At 39.0% G+C, this 13,647-nt stretch carries 10 protein-coding genes; 6 read left to right on the top strand and 4 right to left on the bottom strand.

The genetic code is table 11. From position 1 onward, the window contains the following. Positions 1-10 precede the first annotated feature (10 nt). The 6 genes from GQR87_RS00355 to GQR87_RS00330 all read left to right on the top strand — a co-directional run bounded on the left by GQR87_RS00355 (position 11) and on the right by GQR87_RS00330 (position 11,721). The gene (locus GQR87_RS00355; RefSeq protein WP_158965449.1) at positions 11-3,688 is read left to right on the top strand and encodes a DUF1592 domain-containing protein; all 3,678 of its coding nucleotides are present in this window, start codon (positions 11-13) and stop codon (positions 3,686-3,688) included. Between the two features lie 12 nt (positions 3,689-3,700). Continuing rightward, positions 3,701-5,068: a DUF1552 domain-containing protein gene (locus GQR87_RS00350; protein ID WP_158965447.1), complete on the top strand. Its 1,368-nt coding sequence runs from the start codon at positions 3,701-3,703 to the stop codon at positions 5,066-5,068. Positions 5,069-5,111: 43 nt separating this feature from the next. Beyond that, the gene (gene fucP / locus GQR87_RS00345; RefSeq protein ID WP_158965445.1) at positions 5,112-6,437 is read left to right on the top strand and encodes an L-fucose:H+ symporter permease; all 1,326 of its coding nucleotides are present in this window, start codon (positions 5,112-5,114) and stop codon (positions 6,435-6,437) included. A gap of 53 nt (positions 6,438-6,490) precedes the next feature. Beyond that, on the top strand, positions 6,491-7,021 hold the full coding sequence (locus GQR87_RS00340) for a sigma-70 family RNA polymerase sigma factor (protein ID WP_158965442.1): 531 nt from the start codon (positions 6,491-6,493) through the stop codon (positions 7,019-7,021). Next, positions 7,005-8,738, top strand: a complete 1,734-nt coding sequence (locus GQR87_RS00335; protein WP_158965440.1) for a LamG-like jellyroll fold domain-containing protein — start codon at positions 7,005-7,007, stop codon at positions 8,736-8,738. Before GQR87_RS00340 ends, GQR87_RS00335 begins: the two co-directional genes overlap by 17 nt. A gap of 109 nt (positions 8,739-8,847) precedes the next feature. Then, entirely contained in the window at positions 8,848-11,721 is a 2,874-nt protein-coding gene (locus tag GQR87_RS00330) for a pitrilysin family protein (protein ID WP_158965439.1), read from the top strand. Positions 11,722-11,751: 30 nt separating this feature from the next. Here the strand turns inward: GQR87_RS00330 and GQR87_RS00325 are convergent, their stop codons facing one another. Genes GQR87_RS00325 through GQR87_RS00310 form a run of 4 tightly spaced genes read right to left on the bottom strand, consistent with a single transcriptional unit; the run spans position 11,752 to position 13,610 of the window. Further along, entirely contained in the window at positions 11,752-12,156 is a 405-nt protein-coding gene (locus GQR87_RS00325) for a hypothetical protein (RefSeq protein ID WP_158965437.1), read from the bottom strand. 3 nt (positions 12,157-12,159) lie between these two features. Beyond that, positions 12,160-12,759 carry a sulfatase-like hydrolase/transferase gene (locus GQR87_RS00320; protein ID WP_158965435.1) on the bottom strand — a complete coding sequence of 200 codons (600 nt, stop codon included), beginning with the start codon at positions 12,757-12,759 and terminating at the stop codon, positions 12,160-12,162. Beyond that, positions 12,749-13,318, bottom strand: coding sequence for a sulfatase-like hydrolase/transferase (locus GQR87_RS00315; protein WP_158965433.1), 570 nt, complete (start codon positions 13,316-13,318; stop codon positions 12,749-12,751). Before GQR87_RS00315 ends, GQR87_RS00320 begins: the two co-directional genes overlap by 11 nt. Before the next feature lie 46 nt (positions 13,319-13,364). Then, positions 13,365-13,610: a Rho-binding antiterminator gene (locus GQR87_RS00310; protein WP_158965431.1), complete on the bottom strand. Its 246-nt coding sequence runs from the start codon at positions 13,608-13,610 to the stop codon at positions 13,365-13,367. Positions 13,611-13,647: the final 37 nt, after the last annotated feature.

Raw genomic sequence — 13,647 nt, 5'->3', positions numbered from 1 at the left:
TGGAGCTTTTGTGTCAAATTCTAAAAATTTAAAACCATTATTATTCCTGTTTATACTAGGAGTGGCGTTATTGATAGGCGCTTATTTTGCACCTATTGATTCTCAAGATAGTGAAGGTTTATTGCGCTTCTTTGGCCGCTTTCATGTATTGCTTCTACATTTTCCAGTAACGCTCTTATTATTGGCTCCAATTTTATCTTTAACCACTAAACTAAAACGTTTTGAACATTTAAAGCCAGCGATTCGACCAATTTGGTGGCTTGGTGCCATCAGTGCTGTTGCTACAGTTAGCATGGGTTTACTTTTAGCGTCAAACGAAGGCTTTGCTTTTACAGAAGTGCAACAGCATATGATTGCTGGTGTAAGTGTGGCACTGTTAGCTTTATATTGTACGGGTCTCATCACATTTGGTTCCACCACTTTCCTTGGTAAAGCTCACTACGCCACCGCCAGTGCACTGCTCACTGTTACTATATTTATAGCCGCTCACGAAGGTGGGAATTTAGTCCATGGCGATACTTATCTTACTCGTTATTCACCAGAGCCTTTCCGCACTTGGTTAAGTCCTGAAGAGCAAAAATTAGATATAAGCCAGGTAGACGACACTCATTATGTGGAAACTGTGCGCCCTTTATTACAAAACTACTGTTTTGGTTGCCACGGCCCTGATACACAAAAAGCAAACGTTCGCTTAGATATTCTTAATCCTGATTTTATCAATGGAGCAGATGCAGAACATTGGCATGCCGCATTAGATATGATCAACACAGCAGAAATGCCACCCAAAAAGAAAAAACAACCCACTGGCGAAGAGCGTCGCATTATTGTGGACTGGATGACGCAAGGCATTCAATTAGCTAAAGCTGCTAAACAAGGCGAAAGTAAACAAGTGCTGCGCCGTTTAACCAAAGAACAATATACCAATACCTTACAAGATTTATTAGGTATTGAAGTTAACTTTGGTCGAGAACTACCTAATGATCCCCTTTCAAGTATAGGCTTTAGTAATAGCGGGGAGTTATTACAGAGTTCAACACTGCATTTAGAAACATTCGAAAAAATCGCTCGAGACGCTTTAGGTAAAGTCATAGTCGGTCCTGAAAAACCTAAAGTTCATCACTATCGCATGCGTTTTGGTGACGACATAGGTCAACAAGAAAATAACACCCTTTCAGTAGGTTATATGGATAAAGCCGTTCCTGCAGAAGATTTTTATGTAGAAATCCTCGACGAACAAGGTCAACCAACTAAAGATACAAACGGCATCAAGAAATACTTTAGTGGCAGTATGCGTGGCTCAGATACTAAGCGCTTTTTGATACAAGAAAAAGGCATAGATTTATATTCCGCCACACCTCACCAAGAAGTGATTGAAGCAGGTAAATACGGCACATGGAATGGTCCTTCGCCTAACCTTTCGATGCAAATAAAGGATCAATTCCCCTCTACTGGAGATTTTATTGTCAGAGTTAAAGCTTCAGCTTCACCAGGCTTTAATAAAGCAATGAACTCAATTGCGGCTCTGAATAATCAAACGCCACTGGCGAAACTAAATGATGATGGCGCACCAATAATAGATAAAAACAGCCAAGCACAATCTGATACATCAAAAATTACTAAAAAAACTGGAATTGAACCTAGCAAGGAAAAACCCAGATTTTATATTAAATCAGCACAAGCTGAAGACGTGTTAGTACAATCTAAACTGCTATTAAAAAGTAACGGAGGGAGCTTTTATCAAATTGACCTCGTTCATCCAGAGCTAGCCTCTGGCAACACAGCCGAACTAAACATAAAAGTAGATAATTTGCCTGAATTTAGCACGACGTTATCGCCTTCTGGTAAAGCAAAAGTAGGTGAGCCAGTGGTTTCTAGTATTGCATCAGCATACCTAAGCAAGATAAATCACAAGATTACAATAAAAGCTAAAGCCGATTTCCCTGGATATAGCGATATAGTGGTTACACAACTTGATAAAGATCACCTAGTTGCGAAAAATCACCCGGACAAGTCATTTAAAAACCTAGTGAGCAATCAAACTCAACCTATATTATTGCCTTATTTAGGTACCAGAACCGATGATGGCATGGACTATCGAAACTTTGCTCCGGGTGCCAAAGTCAGCGGACAAAACCAGCTATATACTTTTAAAGGACGACTAGAAAACCTTCCTATACCAACCCACGGCACTAAAGGTGATCACATCACCAGCAGTAGTTTAAAAGTAGGGGTTTGGAACGATGACAAGATTAAATCAGCTGACCAACTGGGTTCAAGCATGAATATTGATTACATCGAATTTGAAGCACCTTATTTTGAACAATGGCCTACCGCGAGACATAAAAATATATTTTTCGATACAGCAGAGAAAGATAAGGAATATGCCAAACAAGTAATCACTAAATTTGCTGAGCGTGCTTTTAGACGTCCCGTAACAGAAGATGAAGTAGCACCTTTCATTGGTCTTTGGCAAGAACTACAACCTGAATTCGATACGTTCGAAGAAGGTGTACAAGAAGCATTAGTGGCCATTTTATGTTCACCTCGCTTTTTATACCTAGTTGAACCAAAAGCAGAGCAACACGTTGCCCAAGCGGATAGTTCACAGTCTTGGCTAACAAGTTTAAGCGATTTATTTTCTGTCGGCGAAGCTCACGCCAGTGAAAATACTAGTCAGGCAATTGATCAATTCTCTCTAGCCAGTCGACTGTCTTATTTCTTATGGAATACTGCTCCAGACCAAGAATTATTAAACCTTGCTAAAAATGGTGAGTTAACTAACCAAATCACAGATCAATTATCTCGAATGATTAGTGATGATAAGAAGCTACAACATTTTATTCAAATATTTGCAGCCCAGTGGTTAAGGTTAGATAGACAACAAGGACAAACTGTCGACATTGCTACATTTCCTGACTATACGCGTTTTGTAAAACAGGACATGAAGTTAGAAACCGAACAATTTATCCAATACTTAATTCAGCAAGACAAAACGGTACTGAATATCATTGATTCGGATTTTGCTATGTTGAATCAAAACCTAGCAGAGTTTTACGGCATAGATAATGTTATTGGTCCAGATTTTCGCCCTGTGAAATTACCAGCAGAGCAAGCTCGTGGCGGCTTATTATCCCAAGGCGCTTTTTTGACCGGACATGCGGATGGTACACACAGCCACCCGGTAAAACGTGCGGTATGGGTGAAATCTAAAATTCTTGGTGACGAGCCACCGCCTCCTCCACCCAATGTGCCTGACTTAGATCCTGACACCCCTGGATTTGATAAGCTTACACTTAAACAGCAACTTGAATTACATCGTGACAAAGACTCTTGTCGTGACTGCCATGCCAAAATTGATCCTTATGGTGTGGTATTTGAACACTTTGATGCAGTAGGGCGTTATAGAGATGACTATAAAGGGTTACCTATTGATGCCACGTCTATTTTACCAGACGGTACTGCAATTAATGGCATGCTTGAAATTAAGCAATACTTGCTAAAAGAAGAAGCAGATAAAGTCGCTTTATCTGTAATCAAACATTTATTCTCATACGCTCTTGGCCGTGAGGTTAGTTACCGTGATGACGCTGAGCTTGAAGACATTTTACAACAAGTCAAAGCTAACGATTATCGTATGCAAAGTTTATTATTGGCTATTGTGAATAGCCCATCATTCAACCAAATATAAGGACAAACAGTAATGAAAAATGTTAAACCTTTTCGCCTTCAACGCCGCTCATTTTTGAAAGGGCTTGGTGTAGCCGCCTGTTTACCTTATATGGAATGTATGGCTGACAATAAAAAACAGCTAGGACAAAGAAGCGCTCCAGCCAAACGACTAGCCTATGTATACACGCCAAATGGCGTAGGTATGCCAGGTGAAGACTCTGCCCATAAAGAATGGAATTGGTTTCCAAGTGGTGAAGGTAAAAACTATAAACTAACTAACACCTTGCAACCATTAGCGGCTCATAGAGACGACATTTCTATTCTAGGTGGACTGAGTCATCCAAAGTCACGTAGTTTGTTGGGGCATATAGCTGGTGATACCTTTTTAACCGGTGGCGACGTACGTACTGACTATAACAATAGTATTTCTGTCGACCAGTTTGCCGCACAGATTAAAAAACAAGCCACTCGTTACCCATCTTTGGTTTTGTCTGCTGACGGCGGCATAGGATTTAAATCTCGGGTATCTACTTTATCTTTCGATTCTAGTGGGCAAGCTATACCTTCAGAACATAATCACCGTAGTATTTTTGAACGCTATTTTTCACTAAACGGCAAAAATGCTAGCGCTGAAAGACGTAAAAGCCTACTCCGTCAAAAGAAAATGGTCGACCTAATTTTAGAAGACTCTAAACGTTTACAGACTAGACTAGGGGTTAACGACAGACATAAACTCGACGAACATTTGTCATCTCTAAGCAGTTTAGAAGAACAAATTCAACGTAATGAAGCTTGGTTAGATATCCCACTTAAATCAGTAAATACCGACCATTTAGATTTAATGGTTGATGCCAAGGTAGACCCACAAGCTTATATTCGTAGTATGTACGACCTAATGGTACTTGCCTTTCAATTAGATTTAACCGAGGTCATTTCTTATATGGTCTCTCGTGAAGATGGTATGGGGTTTGGTGATGCTTATCCAATTTTGGGTGTAGGTTTGAAAAAAGGTCACCATGCCATCAGCCATGATAAAACCGAAGGTCACTGGAAAGAATGGGGGCAATACGATCAATGGATGGCGAGTCATTTTGCTTACTTTATTGATCGCATGAAAAACACCCAAGATGAATTTGGCTCTTTGTTAGACAGTACCCAAATTTTGTACGGCAGTGCCTGTAGTTCAACGCACAATGCTCGTAATTACCCTGTAATACTTGCAGGGGGTAAAAACATGGGCTTAAAACACGGTAGTTATACTAAATTCGGCGATGAAACCCACATGAGTAATTTATTTGTTAATCAATTACGATCCGCTGGTATATTAACTGATACATTTTCTGACAGTAACGATAAGATGGCTGGTATGGAAAATATATTTAGCGGTATTCAAGCATAAAAACCGCTGTTAGCAAAAACATAATAATAACGAAGGAAACAAGATGTCTACAGAGTCACAAGTAATGCCAGAAAACACTAATGTCGAAGAAACGGGAGGTTCATCAACGCCCATCATTCAAAAAGGTTTGTTATTACCTTTTATTTTAATCACGGCTTGTTTTGCCCTTTGGGGGGCCGCAAACAATATGACAGATTTGTTAGTACCGGCATTTCAAAAAGTATTGAGTATGAGCCAACTGCAGTCTTCGTTTATTCAATCTGCATTTTACGGTGCATATTTTGTAATGGCTCTACCTGCAGCATTTTTGATTCAAAAATATAGCTACAAAAACGGGGTATTAATTGGCTTAACCGTATATGCCGCGGGCGCAATTTTGTGTTACCCAGCCAGTCAAGCAATGAGTTTTGAATTTTTCTTATTGGCGTTTTATGTATTTGCCTCTGGTTGTGCAATTTTAGAAACCGTTGCCGCACCTTATATTATGTCTATGGGTCCAGAAGAAACCGGTACCCAAAGAATTAACTTAGCTCAAGCTTTTAATCCTATTGGTGTGTTAATGGGTGTATTTTTGGGTAAAGAAGTGATTTTGAAAGGGCTCAATTCAGCTTCTGAAACTGAACGCGCAGCCATGACTACCGATCAATTATTAATGATCCAATCAAGTGAACTTTCAAACGTAGTAACCGCATACTTAATAGTGGCAGTTGTGGCGTTTATCCTAGCGGCAATTATTTTTATAACGCGTTTCCCAGCTGGAAAGTCGAGCGATAAATTTAGCGAATTAAAACAATCTTTTAATCGTCTAAAACAAAACAAAAAATGGAAATTTGCCATAGTTGCACAGTTTTTCTATGTCGGTTGCCAAATAGGTGTATGGACTTATGCCATCAAATACATAATGGATAATCACACAGGTGTAAGCACCGAAGCACAAGCTGGCGAATACGTTTTTTACGGCTTATGTGTGTATACCGCATTCCGCTTTATTTGTACTGGCTTGATGAGCATAATTTGCCCCACTAAACTTTTATCTATTATGGCAAGTTTGGCCATAGCCCTGATTGCAGTCGCTGTATTTGTAGGTGGCGAAATCGGTACCTATGCCCTACTCGCTTGTTTTTCTTGCATGTCATTAATGTTCCCAACTATTTATGGTTTAGGTTTAACAGGTGTAGGTGAAGACAGAAAACTAGGTGGTTCATTTATTATTATGGCTATCTTAGGTGGGGCGATTTTAGTGCCACTACAAGGTTGGATAATTGATATCACTGGCAATGTAAACACCAGCTATATCATGCCTTTGATTTGTTTTGCAGTGGTACTAATATTCAGTATATTTGCCCGTAAACAAGACAAAGCACAGTAACAGGGCGCTATCAATGAAGTGTTTACGTTTATTCGTTGTTAAGCAGTTTTCCCATGAATAAACAGAATACTCTGTTTGCTGCTTTCATTCGCCAATATCAAGGGCGTTTACGCTCGTTTATTCGGGGAATGGGAGTAGCGGCACATTCAGTAGATGATATTGCCCAAGAAACTTTTATCACAGCTTATAAAAAGTTAGATGAATTTGACCAAGAAAAAGATTTTGGTAACTGGCTATACGGCATTGCGCGCAATATTCTGCGCAATGAGTTAAGGAAAAATGCACGGCAAAACCGTATAATGGACGAAAAGCTCAGCCAGTTTTTATTAGATGAATATGAGTTAGATTACGAACCTTCAGATAATAAAGGCGACGAAGTAATGGCGTTACAAGAATGTATCCAACAACTGCCAGAAAAAAGTAAGACATTACTCAACAAAAAGTACTCAGAAGAATGGAAAACTCCAACATTGTCAGAACATTTCAGCATGTCAGATACCGCTATTCGCTTAGCGTTAATGCGTATTCGCAAAAAACTCAAAACATGTATGGATTATAGGTTGGATTATGATCAGCAATATTGAAACACATAAACATTTCTCTAATCTTCTAGGATTACTTATTGAAGGCGAAGCCAGTCAAGAGCAAATCAGCGAACTGGTAAATTTAGCTAAACAAAACATAGAATTTAAACATATCCTTCGTGCTCAGTTAGAAATGGATAACTTAGTGGATCAGGCTTTATCGCCTGCTGAACACACAGATACGTTTGTCGAACAAATATTAAGCCACTCTAAGAACGTACACTCAAATAATGAATTTGAGAAAAAAGTGATGAGTGCTTTACCAAAAGAACAAAAACCCCATAAAAGCAGTAGTCGATTTGCTTGGTTTATTTCAGGCTTAAGTTTGGCCGCTTGTTTTATTATTTCTGTCTTATCTTTTAACCAGCAACCAACAACACATCCTATTGCAGGCCTGTCCACATTTAACAACGCTGAAATACAAGATAAAGGTGTAGCCATAGTCGCAAATGCTGTGGGTCTGAACAATCCTGACCATTTTGTAATTGGAGAATCTGTCGCCCCAGGTAGGTTAAATATTGAAAATGGTTTCCTAGAGTTAGAGTTTTACCATGGGGCACAATTAAAAATTGCTGGCCCGGCCGAACTAGAAATAGTCAGCGCCAAACGGGTCAAGTTATTCAAAGGTAAAGTGATGACAGATGTGCCAACCGTAGCCATAGGGTTTACCATAGATACCCCAAATTCTGAAGTGGTAGATTTAGGTACCGCAATAGGTGTACAAGTAGACGCGAATGGCGACTCTCAAGTACATGTATTTGAAGGCTTAGTAGAAGCTATCAGTAAGACTGGTATAAAGAAACTAATCGAGAAAGGTGACGCGGTTAGCTTTTTTTCTGAAGATGCCAAGCAGTGGCAAGAAGACCAAGCCACTGCCAGTCAATTTATTGAGTTTGCTGAAATAGCGGATTTGACTTATCTAGCAACCAACAAAAAACAACAACAATGGTTAACAATAAAAGAGCAGTTATTACAAGATCCTAATCTTATCGCCTATTATGATTTTGAAAAAGCTGAACGTAAACCTCGCTTATTAAAAAATAAAGCCGCTAATAGCAACGGCACTCATGGCGCGATAGTCGGAGCTAATTGGGGAAAAGGCCCTTGGCAGGGTAAGGCTGCGTTAGAATTTAAACGTCCAGGTGATAGGGTACGCATTGATATAAAAGACAAACTCAAAAACTTCACCTTAGCCAGTTGGATAAAAATAGACAGCCTAGATAGAGCATTTAATTCTTTGTTGCTGACAGATGGCTACAAACCTGGAGATATTCACTGGCAATTGGGCAATTTTCACCAGAATCAAACAGGCACTATAGTTTTAGGCCTATCATCCATAGACCCTGGCGCCAAAAACTACAATGCCGAACCTTTCTATAGCCCTGCGGAATCAGGTACTTGGTATCACTTAGCCACCACAGTAGACCAAGAAAAAGAAGAAGTGAAAATATTTATCAATGGAACACTCTTCAAAACCAGACACCTAGTTCAAAAATCTGAATATTGGCATATTGGTAAAGCCTCAATCGCTAATTGGGACAATATGAATAATCTAGGAGCCCCCATAAGAAACTTGAATGGCAGTATGGCTGAGCTGGTCATTCTATCTCGCGCTTTAACAGAAGATGAGATAGACAGGCTCGCTTTAAACACCACAACAAAACCACTTAAAGCTTCCTACGCTAACCAAGTTGAGCTAGAGCTAAATCATCCATAATTAAAGCCAGTTATATTTATAAACTAAATTTTAAATTATATGATTAAGTAAAATCCTTGTTACCATGGATTGGTATAAGGTCAAACTAAACCAAGGAAATGGCACTAACATGATGTATAAAACACTAATTCGAAATTTATATCCCACTCTTGCAATCCTAGTGTGCTCAATTAGCTTAAGCGCTTGTCAATCCAATGATACAACCGAAGCCAAACCGACTACTAAACTGAATCCAACAACTTCACCCTTTTCCGGTTCATTACCAATTACACCCCGAATTATAAAAGGTCAATTAGATAACGGTATAGGATACATAATCCAAAAAAACCTAAAACCTGCCAAGCGAGCCGAAATACGCTTAGTGGTAAATATTGGTTCTTTGGCTGAAGACGAAAGTCAATTAGGTTTTGCCCATTTTGCTGAACACATGGCATTCAATGGCACTGAAGACTTCAAGAAACAAGAAATAATTGAATATGTAGAATCCATAGGTATGAAATTTGGCGCGCATTTAAACGCTCATACAAGCTTTGATGAAACAGTATATAAATTACAAATTCCTACTGATAACCAAGACACCATAGATAAAGGTTTTCATATTCTCGAAAACTGGGCTCACAAAATTAGTTTTGAAGCTGAAGAGATAGATAAAGAGCGAGGTGTGGTGATTGAAGAATTACGCAGTCGCAAAGGGGCCAACGAACGTATTTTTAATAAACAATTACCTGTTCTATATAAAGGCTCTCGTTATGCAGAACGTTTACCAATAGGCAAACAAGACATTTTAGAACAAGGTAAACATCAAGATCTGATACGTTTCTACAAAGATTGGTATCGCCCTGATTTAATGTCGGTAGTGGTAGTGGGTGATATTGAGCCTACTGAAGCACTACAACTTATCGAAAAATACTTTGCCAATATAAAACCTGTAGAAAATGGCAAACCAAAACAAAGTTACCCGCTCCCCGACAATATAGAACCATTGGTGAGTATTCAAACCGATCCTGAATTAATCCGCAGCACTGTGTCATTAACCATTAAACAACCTTTGTTTGAAATGAAAAGTTATCAAGACCTGCAACAAAGTATCACCCATTCATTATTCATAGGTATGCTTAACAATAGAATTAGAGAAGCAGTGTTAAAACCTAATTCATCCTTGATTGCTGGCGGAGCCAATTTCTCTCGTTTATTTAGTGATAACTCGACTTTTAATATGGGAGCATTAACCAAACCAGAACAAACAAGCGCGGCAATAAAATTTTTATTAGAAGAATATAATCGAGTCCAGCAAAATGGTTTCACTGCAACTGAATTAGCTCGGCAAAAAGCCGGCATGTTACGCTCAGCAGAAAAAGGCGCTAAAGAAATTGACAAAACTCAATCGAACCGCCTGATTTCTCAATACGTAAGCCACTTTTTAAAACAAACGCCTTTAATGGACCGCAAACAATCTTTACAAGCTTACCAACATTTTTTACCACAAATCAGTATTAAAGAGGTTAACCAGCTTGCCAATAAATGGTGGAGTGAGAACAACCGTTTAGTGGCCGTTTCGGCTCCAGAAAAAACCGCGGCCAGCCTACCTAGCGAACAACAAATTTTGGCGTTATGGCAACAGAGTAGCCAACAAAAATTACTGGCCTACCAAGATGAAAAAGTCGCTGATTCACTTATGCCATCCCTTCCCAAATCTGGTGCAGTGTTATCCAAAACTTATGATGAAGACCTAGCCGCGCATATCTGGACATTAAGTAATGGCGCCCATGTTATTTTAAAACAAACAGATTTCAAAGAAGATGAAATTCTGTTTTCAGCCAGTAGTGAGGGCGGTCATTCATTACTCACAACAGAGCAGTACTTAAACACCCTGTTAAGTACTCATATTACCAATGCTATGGGTATTGGCGATATGAACAGCATACAGCTGGGTAAATTCATGAAGGGCAAACAATTTGGTATTTCAGCCCGTATAGATCAATATCATCAGTCTTTGTCTGGTAGTAGTTCTGTGCAAGATTTGCCACAATTTATGCAATTACTCCATTTAAAATTTCAAAAACCTAGAGTGGATCAAGATGCCTTTAATACCTTAATTTCAAGGGCTTCACCTTATTACAAAAACCAATTAGACACGCCTAACGGGGTATTTTCTGAAGCAATCAGAGTGGCCCAGTATAGTAATAATCCTCGCTCCATTAGAATGGACGACAAGGTGATTGAACAACAAAATTTCCAACTATCTCTCGATTTTTATCAACAACGATTTTCCAACGCTGGTCAGTTTAATTATGTATTTGTCGGTAATATAGACCTTGTAAAAATGGAAGAATTACTCAGTATTTACTTAGCCAGCCTACCTAATAACAGCACCGCAGAAACATGGAAAAAAATACCAAGCCTAAGAAGTGAAGGGCAACTACAAGTCAAAGTAGAGAAAGGCATGGAACCTAAAGCCACAGTGGTACTAAATTTTTATGGTGATAACCAGTGGAGCTTCGAACAAAGTGCCGCTTTTAACAGCTTAAAATCAGTATTAAGTACTGTATTGCGAGAGCGCATTCGTGAAGAAAAGTCTGGTGTATACGGGGTAAGAGTTAATGGTGGATTCTCCCGCTACGACAATACACACAGCATTAGTATTTCTTTCACTTGTGACCCTAATCGTGTGAATGAACTGGTACAAGAAACCCAATTAGTCATTAATCAATTTAAAACGACACAACAAGATGCAAAATATCTCAACAACTTTAAAAAACAACAAACAAAAGACATCGAAACTAAGGTCAAGTTAAATGGTTTTTGGCGTGGTTATTTATTAGCAAGTCTATCTAAAACCGAAAAGTTTCAAACAGTTGAACAAGGTTTAGCTTTAATTGAAACCATGACCGAAGAAAAACTACAAAGCGCAGCGAAAGATTTCTTAAACGAGCAAGACACACTTATCGCCACCTTACTGCCTGAAAACAAACCAGCCGACTGATACTAAACCAGCCCTTAACTTTGTTAGGGGCTAATGTTCCGCCCTTTCTATTAATTTATTGTCATTCAGCATTTGATACTCTTTTAAATACTTACCTCGTAAATATTTATCTTTATTCGCATAAAACGGGTAATCCCTCCAAGGATCCAACCCTTGCATTCTGGGGTCTTGATCTTTGCTTAATTCACGCATTAGTTGAGCTTTTAATTGCTCTAATGCCTGTTGATTCTGCACGTTATTAGCCACATTGTTAATTTGTTCAGGATCCGAAGGCAAATGATACAACTCATCTTCGGGCAATTTAGAAAATGCCAAATGGTAAAAAGGTTCTACTTGTGGGTTACCTTTGTTAGCTAACAAGAACTTTTTTGTAGGCCCAGCGTCAACATCACCAAATATACCTTGATGGCTAGCGACAAAATCTGGATTACCCATTGGTCAACGGTCTGGATTAAAGTCATGAATATAAACCCAATCTTTGGTGTGTATAACTCGGCGGCCGTATACGTCCCCCTCAGTGCGAGCCCATACATGGCGTTCAAATCCCGTTACCGTAGATGTCCGACTTTTATCAACTAAACCTGATTTATCAGATAACAAAATAGGTAGTAAACTTTTACCCGACAGGCCAGCTGGCACTTCTACTCCCGCCGCCTCTAAAAAGGTGGGAGCAAAGTCGACGTGATTAACAAAGTCTTCAATCACCCGCCCTGGTTTGATTTTATCTCCCCAGATCATAGCCAATGGTATTTGCACACAGTAGTTGTAACTGATGGCTTTGGCTCTTGGGAATGGCATACCGTTGTCTGATGTATACACCACTAGCGTGTTATCTAGCTGGCCAATTTTTTCTAGATAATTTAATGCTCTCTCCAAGTGCCTATCAGCCCACTGCACTTCAAAAAGATAATCGGCGATGTCATTTCTAATCGTTGTATTGTCGGGTAAAAAGTCAGGAACTGTGACCTTATCGGGATTAATACCATTTTCAGCGCCTATGCCTTTTTTATAGACTCTGTGAGGCTCTTTAGTGCCCAACCAAAAAAAAACGGCTGCTCTTTTGGCTTATCTTGCATAAATTTAATAAATGAAGCTGAATAATTTTCAGAGTTAATGCCAGAGGGAGTTTTTCGTGGGTTTTATACTCTTTATTGAATAATCCCTGCTGTTCATCAACCAGAGGATAAGTCGACTCAAAATTTTGATTGGCAGAAGCGTAAGATTTACCACTCAAACCTACTGCGTATCCTGCATCAGACAATAAACGAGTGAAAATTTTATGTTCTGTTTTAAGCCGACCAAATAATAAACCTGCCTCGCCATTTCGCCAAAACGATTTTCCAGTCAGGATATTTGCTCCAGAAGGCGTACAGGATGCCACCCCAGTGAAAGAATGGGTGAAATAGACGCCTTGATTAGCCAAGCGATCAAAACCAAGTGTATGTAATTGCACCGCGCCAGCAAACGACGTATGCATAGAACTTTGATCATCACTGATCACAAATAAAATATTAGGCCGTGATTCTTTAGCTACTAGATTACCTGTAAATAATACAGCCATAAACACTAACAAAAGTGTTTTGTAATTTCCTCCCATCTCTCTCACTTATTAATGAATACTTAACTGTAATAACACCAAGACTCTAATCAAACAAAACTTCTTTAAAATGAGGATTATTATCACACACCTGCAATTTGTCTATGTTATCCAACACCACTAATTTATCTATTTTGTTATGCACTATTTTTATACATTCTTGGCGTGATCCGTTTCTCTGAGTGTCGACAGCTTGGCCTTCAAAAATTTCACCCGATTTCATGAATAACTTGATTGTATAACCATACAAACAGACTATTTCAATGTAATCGTAATTACTGCAACTAATCATAAGCTATCTCCTATAAACTTGGTCATCAGCCATGACA

This window comes from Paraglaciecola sp. L3A3 (genome assembly GCF_009796765.1).
Taxonomy (GTDB): Bacteria; Pseudomonadota; Gammaproteobacteria; order Enterobacterales; family Alteromonadaceae; genus Paraglaciecola.
This window is presented reverse-complemented; position numbering and strand designations above follow the sequence as displayed.